The sequence below is a fragment of the Xylophilus sp. Leaf220 genome, from assembly GCF_001421705.1.
Lineage (GTDB): Bacteria > Pseudomonadota > Gammaproteobacteria > Burkholderiales > Burkholderiaceae_C > Xylophilus.
In genome coordinates this window covers 28,198-45,562 of record NZ_LMKO01000004.1, presented here as the reverse complement: position 1 = coordinate 45,562, position 17,365 = coordinate 28,198, and the positions used below count along the sequence as shown (strand labels likewise).

Here is a 17,365-nt window from a genome sequence, read left to right as displayed (position 1 = left end):
GTGGCCCCGGCCCGCGGCTGCGGCGGCGCGTCGTGTCGTGCGGAAGTCAAGGTAGGTGCGCCCGAAAAAGTAAACCGACCATGATAGGGGTTCGGGCGCCCGTCGGCGCTGTGCGGCCCGAAGCCCGGCCGCGGGGTCAGGCCAGGCTGCGGCTGTCCTCGGCCACCGCCTGCATCACCCGGTTGCGGCCGGCGCGCTTGGCGCGGTAGAGCGCCTCGTCGGCCGCACCCATCAGCTCGGCCATGCCCGAGAACGCCGGGAAATGCGCCACGCCGGCGCTGAAGGTCACCGAGAAGATGCCTTCCTCGTAGGCGTGGTAGAGCCGGCCGAAGCTCTCGCGGATGCCGTCGAGCATCCGCTCGGCCTCGGCCGGCGGGCAGCCGTAGATCACCGCCGCGAACTCTTCGCCGCCGTAGCGGCCCACCACGTCGCCGACGCGCAGCCGTTGGCGCAGCATCCGCGACAGGGTGCGGATCACCATGTCGCCGGCCGCGTGGCCGTAGAGGTCGTTGACACGCTTGAAGTGGTCGATGTCGACGATCGCGTAGGTCAGCGGCTGTCCGTCGCGCGCGGCCGACTGCAGGCACTGCTCGAGCATCGACTTGGTGGCGACGTGGTTGTAGAGGCCGGTCAGGCTGTCCTCGACCATGCGCTTGCGCAGCCCGCGGTAGCGCTCGGCCTTCTGCAGCACGGTGCTGACCAGCTGCTCCTCTTCCACCGGCTTGGTGAGGAACTCGTCGCCGCCGTGCTCCATCGCGCGGCGCTGGGCGTCCTTGCCGGTGTCGCCGGTCATGAAGATGATCGGGATCGATTCGAAGGCCCGGTGCTGGCGGATCATCTTCGCCAGCTCCATGCCGGTGCAGCCCTCGAGGTGCACGTCGAGCAGCAGCACGTCGGGCACGAAGTGGTGCAGCACGTCCAGCACCTTCTCGGGCTTGCTCAGGATGCCCAGCTGGATCGGGTGCGGGCGCAGCGCCTTGCGCACCGCCGACAGCATGGTGCGGGAATCGTCCAGCACCAGCACCCGGTAGGGCGCGATCGGCGCCGGGAAGGCCAGCGGGTCGAGCACCTCGACCAGGCTCTCGATCGCCAGCGGCGTCACGAAGAAGTACAGCGCCCCGCGCCGCACCGCCTCCAGCCGCAGCTCGTAGTCGCCCCGCTCGGCCACCGCGCACCACTGCATGCCCCGGCGCACGATCTCGTCGATCACCTGGCGCACCGCGGGCGTGAAGCCGCCGTCCAGCACCAGCAGCACCGCGGCCGCCCGGTGCTTGACGGCATAGGCCAGGCCGGTGCGGGTGTCGGTGAAGAGCTGGAACTGGTAGCCGTAGTGCTCCATCTGCAGCAGCACCGCATGGGCCTTGGATTCGCACATGCCCAGCACCGCCACCACCGGCGGGCCCTTGCTGCGCAGGTCCTCGCCGCGGGGGCGGGGGTGGGGAGGCGCGTCGAGCGTCTGTCCCACCGCCTGCAGCAGACCGGGCAGCAGGCCGGCGATCGCCTCGGCCTTCTCGGTGCCGGGGGTGTCGACGGTGTCGAGCACCTCCAGCACCGGCGAGAGGGCGGCCGAGATGTCGGTCATGCCGTACTGCTGCGCGACCGTCCAGACCTGGTCGCAGTGGGGCATGAAGGTGGCCCAGTTCTCGATCTTGTCGGGCGTGCGGCGCGCCTGTTCCCAGGTGCGGGCCAGGCCCTCCCACGCGGTGTGCAGTGCTTCGACTTCCTTCATGGGGACGCATTACAGCACCGCGGATGCAATTTGAAACGCGGGGTTACAAATAAGCAACGGCGGCGACCGAGGCAAACGTTTGCGAGGGAAATTTCGCCCGGATCGCATTGCCGAAGCGCCGGGTGGTCGCGCCAACGAGATGCTATTGAAAAGATAGCTGGTGGTCGGCGCGGATCGCCGGCTGGAGGCACTTTTCGCTTCGATTTTCCGGCCGCACGCGTTCCGGCGAAGGGGCGCCGGACGGATGCGCGAGAATCGCGCTCTCCCGCCTCCGGGCACCGCCGTGCCGAATCCCTTGTCGTCCATTCCCACCCCGGGCTCCGCCGCAGCCGCGCCCGCCTCTCTCGTCGCGAGCCGCATGACGCCGCAGGAGCGCCGTTCCAGCGCATCGCTGGCGTCGCTCTTCGCCTTGCGCATGCTGGGGCTGTTCCTGGTGCTGCCGGTGTTCGCGCTGGAGGCGGCGCGCTACCCGGGCGGCAGCGATCCGGCGCTGGTGGGCCTGGCGATGGGCATCTACGGGCTGACGCAGGCCTGTCTGCAAATGCCCTTCGGCCTGGCCTCCGACCGCTACGGCCGCAAGCGGGTGATCGTCTGCGGCCTGCTGGTCTTCGCGCTGGGCAGCGGTGTCGCGGCGATGGCCGACAGCCTGGCCTGGCTGCTGGCCGGCCGGGCGTTGCAGGGGGCGGGGGCGGTGTCGGCCGCCGTGACCGCGCTGCTCGCCGACCAGACCCGCGACGCGGTGCGCACCAAGGCGATGGCGCTGGTGGGCGGCAGCATCGGGCTGATGTTCGCGCTGGCGCTGGTGGCCGGCCCGCTGCTGGCGGCGCGGATCGGGCTGGCCGGCCTGTTCGGCCTGACCGGCGTGCTGGCGCTGGCCGGCGTGGCGGCGGTGGTGTGGTGGGTGCCGCCCGAGGTGCCGCACGCCGGTACGGCCGAGCGGGGCCGGCTGCGCGACCTGTGGGGCCACCGCGACCTGCTGCGGCTGAACCTGGGCGTCTTCGTGCTGCACACGGTGCAGCTCGCGATGTGGGTCGCGGTGCCGGCGCTGCTGGTGCAGGCGGGGCTGGAGAAGGCGCACCACTGGTGGATCTACCTGCCGGCGGTGCTGGCGTCTTTCGTGGTGATGGGCGGCACGCTGTTCCCGATGGAGCGGCGCGGCCGGCTGCAGTGGGCGCTGCGCGGTGCGGTCGGGCTGGTGGTGCTGGTGCAGGCGGGGCTGTGGGCGGCGTCGTCCGGTGCCGCGCACGGCGCGCCGTGGGGGCTGGCCGCGCTGGGCCTGGTGCTCTTCGTCTTCTTCTGCGGCTTCAACGTGCTGGAGGCCAGCCAGCCGAGCCTGGTGTCGCGGCTGGCGCCGGCCCGCCTGCGCGGTGCGGCGCTGGGGGCCTACAACACGCTGCAGTCGCTGGGGCTCTTCGCCGGCGGCGCACTCGGCGGCACCCTGGTCAAGACGGCCGGGCCGCAGGGCCTGTTCGCCGCGACGCTGGCCCTCAGCCTGGTGTGGCTGGCGGTGACCTGGGGGGTTCGCCCTCCGCCGCCGGGCCCGCGCTGACCGGTGCCGCCGCAGCGGCCGGCGCGGCGGCGGGCGGCGGGGTGGCGCCGTGCACCATCGCGTCGGCCAGGGTCTCGTAGAGCGGCCGGGCCACCATCCGCGACACCAGGCTGGCGAGCATCGCCGCGGCCATCAGGCTGAGCACCATCGCATGGCCGTCGACCATCTCCATCACGATGATGAAGGCGGTCAGCGGCGCCTGGGTCACCGCGGCCAGGAAGGCGGCCATGCCCATCGCGATCAGCGCCGCCGCCAGCTCCGGATGGCCCGCCAGCACCGACACGTTGTGGCCCACGCCCGCGCCGATCGAGAGCGAGGGCGCGAAGATGCCGCCCGGCACGCCGCACCAGGCGGTGAGCCAGGTGGCGACGAACTTCAGCGTCACGTACAGGGTGGGCAGCTCCGCCTCGCCGGCGAGCAGGTGCTTGACCGCCTCGGAGCCGGCGCCGAAGGTGGCGCCGCCGGTCACCAGGCCGATCACCGCCACCGCCAGCCCCCCGCACGCGGCGAAGCGCACCGGGTAGCGCTGCCGCCAGAGGTTGAACCGCTCGGGCGAGCCGGTGAGCGACGCCGCCAGCAGCCGGGCGAACACGCCGCCCAGCGCGCCGCAGGCCACCGTCACCACCAAGCCGGGCAGCAGCGCCTCCCAGCCCAGCCGCGGCACCCGGATCACCCCGAAGTAGCTCAGGTTGCCGAAGGCCGACACCGCCATCAGGCCCGCCAGCACGATGGCGGTGATGATCAGCCCGCTGCTGCGCGACTCCAGCTTGCGGGACAGTTCCTCGATCGCGAACACCACGCCCGCCAGCGGCGCGTTGAAGGCCGCGGCAATGCCGGCCGCGCCGCCGGCCACCAGCAGCGCATGGTCGGTGATGCCCGACTGCGGACGCAGCCAGCGCCGCGCATGCTGCATCACGCCGGCGGCCACCTGCACCGACGGACCCTCGCGGCCCACCGACAGTCCCGCCAGCAGCCCGGCAGCGGTCAGCCCCACCTTGGCGACGCTGAGCCGCAGCGAGACGAAGCGGCCGCGCGCGGCCGGCGGCATGGCCGGGTCCAGCGCCGCCACGACCTGCGGGATGCCCGAGCCCGCCGCGCCGGGCACCCAGCGGCGGGTGCACCAGACGATGGCCGCGGTGAGCGCCGGCGTCCAGAGTAGTACCAGCCAGGGCTGCCGGTGGTTGATCTGCAGGAAACGCTCGAAAGCCCAGTCGCCGAGCAGGGTGAAGCCGACGATCGCCAGGCCCGCCGCCACGGCATAGGCCAGCACGATCGAGCGCTCCAGCCACAGGCGGCCGTTGGAGAGCTCGGCGCGCAGGTTCTGCAGGAAATTGGGGTCGCGGTGCATAGGATCGCCAGGCAAGGGGGCCGGTAGGGCGGGCCCGGCGTTCGGCCCGGCGGTGGGCCGGGCGGGCGGGGCATGGCCTGCGATTCTGCATCCACACGGCCTGCCGGTGGTCCGCCCCCGGCCTGCCGGCGGGCGGTGGATGCGGCACAATCGAGCGTTTTGGCGTGCCGGCTCCGCCGCGCCGCGCCCACCGCGAACAAGGCAGCATCCCCATGGCATCCGTCAACAAAGTCATCATCGTCGGCAATTTGGGCCGCGATCCCGAAACCCGCACGTTCCCGAGCGGCGGCCAGGTCTGCAATATCCGCGTCGCCACCACCGACCGCTGGAAGGACAAGCAGAGCGGGGAGATGCGCGAGATCACCGAGTGGCACAGCATCGTCTTCAACGACCGGCTGGCCGAGGTCGCCGCCCAGTACCTGCGCAAGGGCTCGCAGGTCTACGTCGAAGGCCAGTTGCGCACCCGCAAGTGGACCGACAAGGACGGCGCCGACCGCTACAGCACCGAGATCCGGGCCGACCAGATGCAGATGCTGGGCGGCCGGCAGGGCCAGGGCGGCGGCGGTGGCGGCCAGTCGTCCGAGGACGACGGCTACGGTGGCGGAGCCGGTGGTGGCGGCGGCGGAGGCTACGAGGCCGCACCGCGCCGCGCGGCCCCCGCACCGGCCCCGCGCCCCGCGCCGGCCCCCCGGGCGGCGCCGGCGCCGGCACCCGCCGCCAACCGCGCACCGTCGGGCTTCGACGACATGGACGACGACATTCCGTTCTAAAAACGGCGCTTCCGTCTCCCTCCGCGTGGCGCGGCAGCATCGGCTGCCGCGCCACGCGTCGTTTGCAGGCCGCATCGGCGTACTGGCATCCCCCCGGCCCTATACTTTTACAGGCCAGGATGCATATTTTTACCCGGTTGATATCTAATCGGGTGTTGCCATCCGTCCAACAGGGTTCACGACATGGCGCCTCCTGCCCCCAAGACCCGGTCCGCAGCCTTCCGTTTTTTCTGCCGTATGCCGCCTTCTCCGCGCCTGCGTCCGCCGTCCCGGTCGCCCCTGCCCACGGTCGCGCGCCTGACCTCCCTGGCGCTGGTGCTGGGCTCCATGCCGCAGGGCGGGGCGGTGGCCGCCGCGGCGAAGCCCGCCGCCCGCCATGCGGCTGCCGCCGGCGCCGATGCCGACGATCCGGGTCTGCGGCTGGTGCTGTCGATGCGGCTGGAGCGGCTGCCCGGCGAGCGGGTGGCCTCGCTGGCGCCGGTCGGCGGCGGCGTGGGCGATGCGGGTCCGCTGGCCGCGGTGCCTGCCGATGCCGCCACCGCGGCGGGCCCGTCCGGTCCCGCACCCGACGACGAACCTGCGCTTCCGCTGCGCCCGATGGTCGCCATCCCGCCGCGCGGCACCGGCGGCAAGCTGCTGCTGACCGGCGGTGTTTCGCAGGTCGAGGGCGCGGCCGGCGGCGGCCTGGTGCCCTGGGCGGTGATCGGCGGCTACGGTGCGACCGGACAATGGGGCGCCAACGTGCACGCCACCCGGGTCCGGACCGGTGCCTTCGCGCTCGACACCTATGGGGTGACCGTCGGCGTCAACGACCGGCTGGAGCTGTCGCTGGCCCACCAGCGCTTCGACACCCGCGCCGCCGGCGCCGCGCTGGGCCTGGGCGCCGGCTTCCGGTTCGAGCAGGACATCGCCGGCGCCAAGCTGCGGCTGCTGGGCGATGCGGTACTGGATTCCGACACCTGGATGCCCCAGGTCTCGGCCGGCGTGCAGGCCAAGCACAACCGCCAGGGCGCGGTGGTGCGCTCGGTGGGCGCGCGCAGCGATTCGGGTACCGATTTCTACCTGTCGGGCACGAAGCTGCTGCTGGCGCCGGGCGTGCTGCTCAACGGCACGGTGCGCTGGACCAAGGCCAACCAGTTCGGCCTGCTGGGCTTCGGCGGCGACGGCAACGACCGCTACCGGCCGCAGGCCGAGCTGTCGGCGGCCTATCTGCTCTCCCGCCACTGGGCGGTGGGCGGCGAGTTCCGCACCAAGCCCGACAACCTGCGCTTCGCCCGCGAGCAGGACGCCTGGGACGCCTTCGTCGCCTGGGCGCCGACCAAGAACGTCTCGCTCACCCTGGCCTACGTGTCGCTGGGCGACATCGCCACCGTGCGCAACCAGCGCGGCTGGTACCTCTCGGCCCAGACGGGTTTCTGACGGAGCCGCGCACCATGACGACCACGCTCTTCTCCTCCGGTCTGCGCAAGACCCTCGCCGGCCTGGTGCTGGGCCTGGCCGCCGTGGCGGCGGCGCCGGTGGCGCACGCGGACGATGCGCTGTACGACTCCTTCGGCGGCGAGGCGGGGCTGGCGCGGGTGGTGGACGATTTCATCGCCAACCTCACATCCGATCCGCGCACCCGCCCGTATTTCGCCAAGACCTCGATCAAGCGCTTCCGCGCCAAGCTCAACGAGCATTTCTGCGCCGAGCTGGGCGGCCCCTGCACCTACACCGGAAGCTCGATGGCCGCCGTGCACAAGAACCTGCAGATCGACCGGGCCGCGTTCAACGCGGTCGTGGAAAACCTGCAGGACGCGATGGACAAGAATGGCGTAGGCTTCGGCGCGCAGAACGCGTTGCTGGCGCGGCTGGCACCGCTGCACCGCCAGATCGAGACGCGCTGACCCGCGCACCGCTTCGCCCGCCGCCGTCCGCGCTTCCCGCCCTGCACCGCCCGTAGTCCTCACCACCGCCGCATGACGCCTCCACACGCTACCCGTTTCCTGTACCGCGCGGCCTGCGCCGTGATCGGCCTGGCCGCCCTGTCGCCCCTGGCGGTGCAGGCGGCCGCCACCCCGGTGCAGGTGGTCGACGCGCGCGGCCGGCCGCTGGCCGATGCGGTGGTGTACGCCACGCCGGCCGGTGCCCGGCCCGCGTTGGCGGCGCCGGGCACCACCGCCGCCATCGACCAGATCGACCGCGAGTTCGTGCCCCTGGTCTCGGTGATCCAGACCGGCACCAACGTGCGCTTTCCCAACAAGGACGACGTAGAGCACGACATCTACTCCTTCTCCCCGGCCAAGCGTTTCGAGATCAAGCTGTACTCGGGCGTGCCGTCCAAGCCGGTGCTCTTCGACAAGCCGGGCCTGGTGGTGCTGGGCTGCAACATCCACGACTCGATGGTGGCATACGTGCTGGTGGTGGAGACGCCGTATTTCGGCCGTACCGACAAGGACGGCCGGGTCAGCTTCGAGAACCTGCCGGCCGGCAGCTACCGCGTCGCCGCCTGGCACTACAAGATGCGCGACCCCAACGCGCAGCCGACCAGCACCGCGCAGGTGGCGGCCGGCGGCGCCTCGCCCGCGCTCAAGTTCACGCTGACCACCGAAGGGAACTGACCATGCGCTTGCCGAGGCTGCGCATCCACCGCCTCCGGACCCGCATCGCGCTGATCTTCACCGCCCTGGTGCTGGTGGTGCAGGTGCTGGGCTACACCTCGGTCAGCCGGTTCATCACCTCGGCCGCCCGCACCAATACCGACGATCAGCTGCAGGTGGCCGAACGGGTGTTCGGCCAGATCGTGCAGGCCCACCGCGAGCGGCTCGCGCAGGCGGCCACGGTGGTCGCGGCGGACTTCGGCTTCCGCGAGGCGGTGGCCACCCGCAACGAAGCGACCGTCGTCTCGGCGCTGCGCAACCACGGCGACCGCATCCAGGCCGATCTCGTGATGCTGATCGGGCTGGACGGCAGGCTGATCGCCGACACCACGCTACAGAATTCGGAGCAGAGCCTGTTCCTCTACCCCGACCTGATCGCCCGCGCCCGGCGCGAGGGCAGCGCCTCGTCGATCGCCCCGCTGGACGACAAGCTGTACGAACTGGTGGTGGTGCCGGTGCGCGCGCCGGTGACCATCGCCTGGATCGTCATGGGCTTTCGGGTCGACAGCCGGGTGGTCGACCTGCTGAAGTCGACCACCACGCTCGACGTTTCCTTCGTCAGCCGCACCACCGCCGGCCACTGGCAGGTGCTGGCCACCTCGCTGCCGGCCGACACCGCCGCCCGGCTGACCGCCGACCTGGGCGACGAGCTGCGCTCGACCGGCCGCAACACCGACCTGCGGCTCGACGGCGACGACTACGCGGTGCGCCTGGTGTCGCTCAACCGGGGCGACGAGCCGGTGGTGGCGGTGCTGCAGCGGTCGCTGGCCGAGAGCATGGCGCCGTTCCAGCGGGTGCAGTCGACCCTGCTGCTGGTGAGCCTGGCCGGCCTGCTGGTCTCGGTGGTGGCCGCCATCCTGACCGCCCGCAGCGTGACCCGGCCGATCGGCGTGCTGAGCAGCTTCGCCCGCGGCATCGGCGAGGGCCACTACCCGCCGCCGATCCCGATGCCGCCGCAGGAGGACGAGCTGGGCGACCTGGCCCGCACCTTCAACCGGATGCGCGACGGCTTGCTGGAGCGCGAGCAGCGGATCACCGGCCTGGCCTACGAGGACGCGCTGACCCACCTGCCCAACCGCGCCCGCTTCCACGAACATCTGGAGAAGGCCATCGCCCAGGTGCAGGCGTCCAAGGGCAATGCCCAGGGCTCGCTCGCGGTGATGGTGATGGACCTGGACCGCTTCAAGTACGTCAACGACACGCTGGGCCATCCGATCGGCGACCAGCTGCTGGTCGAGGTGGGCCGGCGGCTGCTGTCCACGCTGCCCGGCGGCGACACGGTGGTCGCCCGCCTGGGCGGGGACGAGTTCGCGGTGCTGCTGCCCTGCGGCGATGCGGCCTCGGCCTTCGCCATCGCGCGGCAGGTGCTGCTGGTGCTGGAGCAGCCGACCACCGTCGAGGGCCAGGTGGTCGACATCGGCGCGAGCATCGGCATCGTGGTGTGCCCGCAGCACGGCACCGACGTGCCCACCCTGATGCGCCGGGCCGACATCGCGATGTACGCCGCCAAGCGCACCGGCGCCGGCTGCCTGCCCTACGACAGCGGCCACGAGACGGTGCAGCCCGAGCGGCTCTCGCTGATGGGCGAGCTGCGCCGCGCGGTCGAGCACGGCGACCTGGCACTGCACTACCAGCCCAAGGTCGACATGGCCAGCGGCGAGGTGCATTCGGTCGAGGCGCTGGTGCGCTGGGAGCACGCCACCCGCGGCTTCGTCGCGCCCGACCGGTTCATTCCCTTCGCCGAGCAGACCGGCTACATCAAGGCGATCACCCGCTTCGTCGCCGGTAGCGCCATCGCGCAGTGCGCCGCGTGGCATGCGGCCGGCATCGAGGTCGCGGTGTCGATCAACGTCTCGGCCCGCGACCTGCTGGGCGACGAGCTGCCGGCGCTCTTCGCCGCGCTGCTGGAAGAGCACCGGATGGAGCCGGGCTGGATCTGGATCGAGGTGACCGAGAGCTCGGTGATGGACGACCCCGCCCATGCGCTGGCCACGCTCAACCAGTTGCACGACATGGGCCTGCGCCTGTCGATCGACGACTTCGGCACCGGCTACTCGTCGCTCGCCTACCTCAAGCGCATGCCGGTCGACGAGATCAAGATCGACAAGTCCTTCGTGATGAACATGGCCGACGACCGCGACGACGAGATCATCGTCCGCTCGACCATCGACCTGGGCCACAACATGGGCCTGAAGGTGGTGGCCGAGGGCGTCGACAACGAACTGGTGCTGCAGCGGCTGCGCGCGCTCGACTGCGACATGGTGCAGGGCTACCTGCTGGCCCGGCCGCTCTCGCCCAAGCAGTTCGAGACCTGGCTCACCCTCTGGGCCGACAAGCGCAAGACGCTACCGATCTGGTAGCAGGTGGTCGGCGCGCGGCGCCGACGCCGGCCGCGAATCGCCCGCGGATCAGCCGGCGGCCAGGCTGTCGGCAGAGGCGATCACACCACCGCCCAGGCACACCTCGCCGTCGTACAGCACCGCCGACTGGCCGGGCGTGACGGCCCATTGCGCGTCCGGGAAATCGAGCGCGAACCGGCCGTCGCCCACATCGGAGTAGGCACAGGCCGCGTCGGTCTGCCGGTAGCGGGTCTTGGCCGCCAGGGTGGGCGAGGGCGCCGGCGGAGTGCCCGCCACCCAGCTGGTGTCGTCGGCCACCAGCCGGTGCGACAGCAGCCACGGGTGGTCGTGGCCCTGCACCACCCGCAGCAGGTTCTTCTCCAGGTCCTTGCGGGCCACGAACCAGGGCGCATGCTCGCCGCCGCCGCGCTGCGCGCCCTTGTCCTTCAGCCCGCCGATGCCCAGGCCCTGGCGCTGGCCCAGGGTGTAGAACGACAGGCCCTGGTGCCGGCCGACGGTGCGGCCGCGCTCGTCCTGGATCGCGCCCGGCGCATGCGAGATGTAGCGGTTGAGGAACTCGCGGAACGGCCGCTCGCCGATGAAGCAGATGCCGGTCGAGTCCTTCTTCTTCGCGTTGGGCAGGGCGATCTCGTCGGCGATGCGCCGCACTTCGGTCTTGTGCAGCTCGCCCACCGGGAACAGCGTCTTCGAGAGTTGCGCCTGGTTCAGCCGGTGCAGGAAATAGCTCTGGTCCTTGGCCGGGTCCAGGCCCTTCAGCAACTGGTGCTTCCGCGAGGCATCGTCGAAGCGGACCCGCGCGTAGTGGCCGGTCGCGATCTTCTCGGCGCCGAGCCGCATCGCATGGTCGAGGAAGGCCTTGAACTTGATCTCGGCATTGCACAGCACGTCGGGGTTGGGCGTGCGGCCGGCCTGGTACTCGCGCAGGAATTCGGCGAAGACCCGGTCCTTGTAGTCGGCCGCGAAATTGACGTGCTTGATCTCGATGCCCAGCACGTCGGCCACCGCCGCCGCATCGACGAAATCGACGTTCGACGAGCAGTACTCGCTGTCGTCGTCGTCCTCCCAGTTCTTCATGAAGATGCCGACCACCTCGTGGCCCTGCTGTTTCAGCAGATGGGCGGTGACGGCGGAATCGACCCCTCCGGACAGGCCTACGACGATGCGGTGGTGGGACATAAGGTGTGCGATTATCCCGGCCCTCCCTTCCCCCGCGCCCGGCCCGGGCCATCCGCACCCCGCCATGGAACTGCGCCAGCTCCGCTACTTCGTCCGCACCGTCGAGCTCGGCAGCATCAGCCGCGCCGCGGGCGAGCTGGGCATGGTGCAGTCGGCCCTCAGCCAGCAGATCAGCCGGCTCGAAGGCGAACTCTCGGCCCGGCTGCTGCAGCGCAGCGCCCGCGGCGTGCTGCCCACCGAGGCCGGTGCGGCCTTCTTTCGCGAGGCGCAGCTCACCCTGCGCCATGCCGAGCAGGCGATGCGCGCGGCCCAGCAGGCCCGGCTGAGCGGCACCGTCAGCGTGGGCCTGGCGCCCACCACCGCGGCCGTGCTGGCCATGCCCTTCCTGCGGGCGATGCGGGAGCGCTACCCGGACGTGCGGCTGCACATGGTCGAGGCGCTGTCGGGCCACCTCTCGACCATGCTCAACGCCCGCCAGCTCGACCTGGCGGTGCTGTTCTCGACCCAGGTCGGCCGGCGCTGGAGCGTGCTGCCGCTGCTGGAGGAGAAGCTGCTGCTGATCCAGGCGCGCCGGCACCTGCCTCCGGGCCGGTCGCTGCCCACCCGGCCGGTCACCACCCGCGCCCTGGCCGCGCTGCCGCTGATCCTGCCCACCCATTCGCACGGGCTGCGCGCCACCATCGACGCCGCCTGCCTGCGGGCCCGGGCCACGCTGCAGCTGGTGGTGGAGATCGATTCGCTCGCGATGCTGATGGACGCGGTGGACGTGGGCATCGGCGCCACGGTGCAGCCCGGCGCGGCGGTGGGCCGCTTCGCCGACGCGGCCACCCGCTTCCACCTGGCGCCGCTGGCCGACCGGCAGGCGCGGCGGCTCAACGCCGTCTGCAGCCTGTCGAACGACGAACTCTCGCCCGCCGCGCTGGCCGCCCGCATCGTGCTGGCCGACACCGCCCGGGCGCTGGTGGCCGGCGGGCAGTGGCCGGGCGCGGAGCTGGTGACGGGCTGACGACGCGGACCGCACGGCCGCTGCCGTCGCGGTGGGGCGGTGAGGCGGTGAAGCGCTGAAGCGGCTGCCGCCGGATGCGGCAGGGAAGACCCGCATGCCGGTCGTTCTCCCGGGAGGCAGCCATCACGAAAACAGATGGCCCCATGCCGCAGGCGGCCTAGCGCGGGTGCGGCGTGCTGCCTACAGTCCGCCCACCCCATGAGACACCCAGAACCACCGCGCCACCGGCGCACCGGCGCCGCCGTGCGCCCCGACACCCGATGACCGCGCCCGACGTACTCGTCATCGGCGGTGGCAATGCGGCGCTGTGCGCCGCGCTGATGGCCCGCGAGGCCGGCGCCTCGGTGCTGCTGGTCGAATCGGCACCGCGCGCCTGGCGCGGCGGCAACTCGATGCACGTGCGCAACCTGCGCTGCATGCACGACGCGCCGCAGGACGTGCTGATCGAGGCCTACCCCGAAGAGGAATACTGGCAGGACCTGCTGAAGGTCACCGGCGGCCTGACCGACGAGTACCTGGCCCGCCTGGTGATCCGCCACTCGGCCCGCTGCCGGCCGTGGATGCGACGGCACGGGGTGCACTTCCAGCCACCGCTCTCGGGCGCGCTGCACGTGGCCCGCACCAACGCCTTCTTCATGGGCGGCGGCAAGGCGCTGGTCAACGCCTACTACCGCAGCGCCGAGGCGATGGGCGTGCAGGTGCGCTACGACACGCCGGTCGCCCGGCTGGAACTCGACGGCGGCCGCTTCGTCGCGGCCGTCACCGAATCGGGCGAGCGCATCGCCGCCAGGGCCTGCGTGATGGCCTGCGGCGGCTTCGAATCCAACCTGGCCTGGCAGCGCGAGGCCTGGGGCCAGAACGAGCGCGGCGAATGGACGGCCGAGAACTTCATCGTCCGCGGCACCCGCTTCAACCAGGGCGTGCTGCTGAAGTTCATGCTCGATGCCGGCGCCGACCGCATCGGCGACCCGACCCAGGCGCATTGCGTGGCGGTCGACGCCCGCGCGCCGCTCTACGACGGCGGCATCTGCACCCGGATCGACTGCGTGTCCCTGGGCGTGGTGGTCAACCGCGAGGCACGCCGCTTCTACGACGAGGGCGAGGATTTCTGGCCCAAGCGCTATGCCATCTGGGGCCGGCTGGTGGCACAGCAGCCGGGGCAGATCGCCTGGTCGGTCATCGACCAGAAGGCCATCGGCCGCTTCATGCCGCCGGTGTTCGACGGCACCAGGGCCGACACGCTGGAAGACCTGGCGCGCCAGATCGGCGTGGACGTGCCGACCTTCCTGCAGACCGTGGGCGACTACAACGCCGCCTGCCGCGTCGGCACTTTCGACCACACCGCGCTCGACGACTGCCACACCGAGGGCGTGGCCCCGGCCAAGACCCACTGGGCGCGGCCGCTCGACACGGCGCCCTTCTACGCCTACCCGCTCAAGCCCGGCATCACCTTCACCTACCTGGGCATGAAGGTCGACGAGACCACCGCGGTGCGTTTCGGCGACGTGCCGAGCGACAACCTGTTCGTCGCCGGCGAGATGATGGCCGGCAACGTGCTCGGCAAGGGCTATACCGCCGGCGTCGGCATGAGCATCGGCACGGCCTTCGGCCGCATCGCCGGCGTGGGCGCCGCGCGCTCCGCCGGTTTCCACCACCCCGAATTCGCCGAGGAAATCGCCCATGCCCGCGCTCGATGATCTGGTGCGGAGCGTGCAGGCCGAGACCGACGCCGTCGGCCTCGACGGCCGTGCCTCCGTCAACCCCCGCGTAATCCCGATCCGCCCCGCGCTGCCGCTGTCGGCCGGCGAGCAGGAGGTCGCCCGCATCCTGCAGATCTGCAACGCCTGCCGCTACTGCGAGGGCTTCTGCGCGGTGTTCCCGGCGATGACGCGCCGGCTCGAGTTCGGCAAGGCCGACACCCACTACCTGGCCAACCTCTGCCACAACTGCGGCGCCTGCCTGCACGCCTGCCAGTACGCGCCGCCGCACGCGTTCGCGGTCAACGTGCCCAAGGCGATGGCCGAGGTGCGGCTGCAGACCTACCACGACTACGCCTGGCCGCCCGCGCTCGGCACCCTCTACCACCGCAACGGCCTGACCGTGGCGATGGCGCTGGCCGGTGGGCTCGCCCTGTTCCTGGTGCTGGCCGTCGCCATGGGCGGGTCGCTGCTGCACGAACCGCTGGCGGGCAACTTCTACGCGATCTTCCCGCACAACTTCCTGGCCGCCGTGTTCGGCGGGGTGTTCCTGTTCGTGGTGTTCGCGCTCGGCATGGGCGTGCGCCGCTTCTGGCGCGAGGTCTCGCCCGGCCACGACCACCAGCCGGGCAGGAAGCCCGAGATCGCCGAGGTGCGCACCGCCGCCGCGGCCGAGGCGGCCCACGACGTGCTGCGGCTGAAGTACCTGGGCGGCGGCCACGGCAAAGGCTGCAACGACGAGGACGACGCCTTCACCCTGTGGCGCCGGCGCTTCCACCATTTCACCTTCTACGGCTTCATGCTGTGCTTCGCCGCCACCAGCGTCGCGACGCTCTACCACTACCTGCTCGACCTGCACGCGCCCTATGCGCTGACCAGCCTGCCGGTCATCCTGGGCACGCTCGGCGGCATCGGCCTGCTCGTCGGGCCGACCGGCCTGCTCTGGCTCAACCTGCGGCGCGACCCGCAGCACGGCGACCGCGCCCAGCGCCCGATGGACCGCGGCTTCATCGCGCTGCTGCTGCTGACCAGCGCCACCGGCCTGGCCCTGCTGGCGCTGCGCGACACCTCGCTGATGGCGCTGCTGCTGGCGGTGCACCTGGGCGTGGTGATGGCGCTGTTCCTGACGCTGCCCTACGGCAAGTTCGCCCACAGCATCTTCCGCAGCGCCGCGCTGCTGAAGTTCGCGATCGAGAAGCGCCTGCCCAACCGGCTGCAGCTGGGCGGCGACTGATCCTTTTCCCGATAGAGACAACACCACTCCACGAAAGCACGATATGCACAAACGCCTTTTCATCGCCGCCGCTGCGTCCACTGCATGGGCCGCTTTGGTGCCGTTCGCTGCGACGGCACAGGACTTCCCGCCCAAGAAGCCGGTCACGCTGGTGGTGGGCTTTGCCGCCGGTGGCGCGGCCGACGCGGCAGCGCGGCTGATCGCGAAGAAGCTCGGCGACAACATCGGCCAGACGGTGATAGTCGACAACAAGGGCGGCGCGGGCGGCAACATCGCGCACCAATTCGTTGCGGGCGGACCGGTCGACGGGTCGATGCTGTTGTTCGGCTCCATCGGCCCGCTCACCATTGCGCCGCACATCATGAAGGTGGCGTACGACCCGTTCAAGGATCTGGCGCCTGTCTCCGGGGGCGTCAACTTCCCGAACGTTCTGGTGGTTCACAAGGCGCTTGGCGTGAAGACCCTGGCAGAGTTCGTGGAGCTGTCGAAGAAAAAGCCGGGCAGCGTCGATTTCGCATCGACCGGGCCTGGCTCGGCGTCTCATTTGGCGGGCGAACTGTTCAACCAGCGTGCCGGCATCGACATGGTCCATGTGCCCTACAAGGGCGGCGCGCCCGCGCTGCAGGACATCCTGGGCGAGCGGGTCGCCTCCTACTTTTCGGCGCCGCCCACCGCGATGCCGCAGGTCGAGGCCGGCAATCTGGTCCCGCTGGCGACCACCGGCCCGGTGCGCCCGGCCTACCTGCCCGGCATCCCGACGGTGGCCGAGGCCGGCTACCCCGGCTTCGAGGCGCTCAACTGGTACGCCTTCGTCGCGCCGGGCAAGACGCCCGCGCCGCTGCTCGACCGCTGGAACGTCGAGATCGTCAAGGTCCTGAACGACCCGGGCGTGAAGGACGCGCTGGAGAAGCACGGCCTCACCCCGCAGCCCACCACCCGCCCCGAGCTGGCCGCCTTCATGCGCAAGGAGTCGGACAAGTGGGGCAAGGTGGTCCGCGAACGCAAGATCACCGCCCAATAAGGAGCCCGCCATGCCCGATATCCGGATTGCGTCGATGCGAGACCGCTGCACCCCCGCCGAATGGCAGGCCCGCGTCGACCTGGCCGCCTGCTACCGCCTGGTCGAGCACTACGGCATGGCCGACATGATGGCCAACCACATCTCGTCTCGGGTGCCGGGCGAGGAGGGCGCCTTCCTCATCAACGCCTACGGGATGATGTACGAGGAGATCACCGCCTCCAGCCTGATCAAGGTCGACCACGACGGCACGGTGCTCAGCAAGCCCGACTTCGGCGACCTGGACTACGGCGTCAACAAGGCCGGCTACGTGATCCACAGCGCGGTGCATGCGGCGCGGCCCGAGGTGGATTGCGTGATCCACACCCACAGCTGGGCGTCGATGTCGGTCTCGTCGCTGGCCTGCGGGCTGCTGCCGCTCACCCAGACCGCGATGCGCTTCCTGAAGATCGGCTACCACGACTACCAGGGCGTGGTGCTCGACACGGCGGAGCAGGCCTCGCTGGTGGCCGACCTGGGCCAGGGCGAGGCGCTGGTGCTGCGCAACCACGGGGTGCTGACGGTGGGCCGCACGGTGGGCGAAGCCTTCAACTGGATGCACCGGCTCGAACTCGCCTGCCGCTCGCAGCTGGCGGCGATGGCCTGCAGCACGCCGCTGCAGCCGGTCGCGCCCGAGGTGCTGGAGGAAACCTGGAACAACTACCAGCCCGGCACCCGCCGCCCCTACGGCGTGATGGAGTGGCCGGCGCTGCTGCGCAAGCTCGACCGGATCGACCCGGGCTACGCCACCTGAGGTGCGCGCAGGGCGCACCGCCCGCGGCACGAGAAGAACACGAGAA

Annotated in this window: 14 protein-coding genes; 11 read left to right on the top strand and 3 right to left on the bottom strand. The window is 71.3% G+C overall.

From position 1 onward, the window contains the following. Positions 1 to 136 precede the first annotated feature (136 nt). Positions 137 to 1,729 carry a diguanylate cyclase gene (locus tag ASE76_RS06600; RefSeq protein ID WP_055836649.1) on the bottom strand — a complete coding sequence of 531 codons (1,593 nt, stop codon included), beginning with the start codon at positions 1,727 to 1,729 and terminating at the stop codon, positions 137 to 139. A gap of 358 nt (positions 1,730 to 2,087) precedes the next feature. Here ASE76_RS06600 and ASE76_RS06595 point away from each other — a divergent pair, with 358 nt between their 5' ends. After that, positions 2,088 to 3,278 carry an MFS transporter gene (locus tag ASE76_RS06595; protein ID WP_055836647.1) on the top strand — a complete coding sequence of 397 codons (1,191 nt, stop codon included), beginning with the start codon at positions 2,088 to 2,090 and terminating at the stop codon, positions 3,276 to 3,278. Here the strand turns inward: ASE76_RS06595 and ASE76_RS06590 are convergent. Then, the gene (locus ASE76_RS06590; RefSeq protein ID WP_055836645.1) at positions 3,217 to 4,626 is read right to left on the bottom strand and encodes a chloride channel protein; all 1,410 of its coding nucleotides are present in this window, start codon (positions 4,624 to 4,626) and stop codon (positions 3,217 to 3,219) included. The two genes, ASE76_RS06595 and ASE76_RS06590, sit on opposite strands and share 62 nt — an antisense overlap. A gap of 212 nt (positions 4,627 to 4,838) precedes the next feature. Here ASE76_RS06590 and ssb point away from each other — a divergent pair, with 212 nt between their 5' ends. From ssb to ASE76_RS06565, 5 genes are all read left to right on the top strand, one after another. Further along, positions 4,839 to 5,396 (top strand): single-stranded DNA-binding protein, encoded by a 558-nt coding sequence (gene ssb, locus ASE76_RS06585; RefSeq protein ID WP_055836643.1) that lies wholly within the window; start codon positions 4,839 to 4,841, stop codon positions 5,394 to 5,396. A gap of 237 nt (positions 5,397 to 5,633) precedes the next feature. Then, positions 5,634 to 6,815 carry a DUF3034 family protein gene (locus tag ASE76_RS06580; RefSeq protein ID WP_236698362.1) on the top strand — a complete coding sequence of 394 codons (1,182 nt, stop codon included), beginning with the start codon at positions 5,634 to 5,636 and terminating at the stop codon, positions 6,813 to 6,815. A 14-nt stretch (positions 6,816 to 6,829) separates the two neighbouring features. Further along, complete coding sequence (locus tag ASE76_RS06575) at positions 6,830 to 7,282, top strand: group 1 truncated hemoglobin (protein WP_082448095.1); 453 nt, start codon at positions 6,830 to 6,832, stop codon at positions 7,280 to 7,282. Positions 7,283 to 7,354: 72 nt separating this feature from the next. Continuing rightward, positions 7,355 to 7,996, top strand: coding sequence for a methylamine utilization protein (locus ASE76_RS06570; protein ID WP_156362549.1), 642 nt, complete (start codon positions 7,355 to 7,357; stop codon positions 7,994 to 7,996). Between the two features lie 2 nt (positions 7,997 to 7,998). Continuing rightward, complete coding sequence (locus tag ASE76_RS06565; RefSeq protein ID WP_055836638.1) at positions 7,999 to 10,395, top strand: EAL domain-containing protein; 2,397 nt, start codon at positions 7,999 to 8,001, stop codon at positions 10,393 to 10,395. A 48-nt stretch (positions 10,396 to 10,443) separates the two neighbouring features. Here the strand turns inward: ASE76_RS06565 and mnmA are convergent, their stop codons facing one another. Further along, the gene (gene mnmA, locus ASE76_RS06560; protein ID WP_055836635.1) at positions 10,444 to 11,571 is read right to left on the bottom strand and encodes a tRNA 2-thiouridine(34) synthase MnmA; all 1,128 of its coding nucleotides are present in this window, start codon (positions 11,569 to 11,571) and stop codon (positions 10,444 to 10,446) included. Between the two features lie 64 nt (positions 11,572 to 11,635). On the opposite strand from mnmA, the gene ASE76_RS06555 reads away from it, so the two are divergent. From ASE76_RS06555 to ASE76_RS06535, 5 genes are all read left to right on the top strand, one after another. Further along, positions 11,636 to 12,577: a LysR substrate-binding domain-containing protein gene (locus ASE76_RS06555; RefSeq protein ID WP_055836631.1), complete on the top strand. Its 942-nt coding sequence runs from the start codon at positions 11,636 to 11,638 to the stop codon at positions 12,575 to 12,577. 260 nt (positions 12,578 to 12,837) lie between these two features. Further along, complete coding sequence (gene tcuA / locus ASE76_RS06550; RefSeq protein WP_055836629.1) at positions 12,838 to 14,274, top strand: FAD-dependent tricarballylate dehydrogenase TcuA; 1,437 nt, start codon at positions 12,838 to 12,840, stop codon at positions 14,272 to 14,274. Next, complete coding sequence (gene tcuB, locus ASE76_RS06545; protein WP_055836627.1) at positions 14,258 to 15,508, top strand: tricarballylate utilization 4Fe-4S protein TcuB; 1,251 nt, start codon at positions 14,258 to 14,260, stop codon at positions 15,506 to 15,508. Before tcuA ends, tcuB begins: the two co-directional genes overlap by 17 nt. A gap of 43 nt (positions 15,509 to 15,551) precedes the next feature. After that, positions 15,552 to 16,529, top strand: coding sequence for a tripartite tricarboxylate transporter substrate binding protein (locus ASE76_RS06540; RefSeq protein WP_055836623.1), 978 nt, complete (start codon positions 15,552 to 15,554; stop codon positions 16,527 to 16,529). 10 nt (positions 16,530 to 16,539) lie between these two features. Beyond that, positions 16,540 to 17,319: a class II aldolase/adducin family protein gene (locus ASE76_RS06535; RefSeq protein ID WP_055836619.1), complete on the top strand. Its 780-nt coding sequence runs from the start codon at positions 16,540 to 16,542 to the stop codon at positions 17,317 to 17,319. The last annotated feature ends 46 nt before the right edge of the window (positions 17,320 to 17,365 follow it).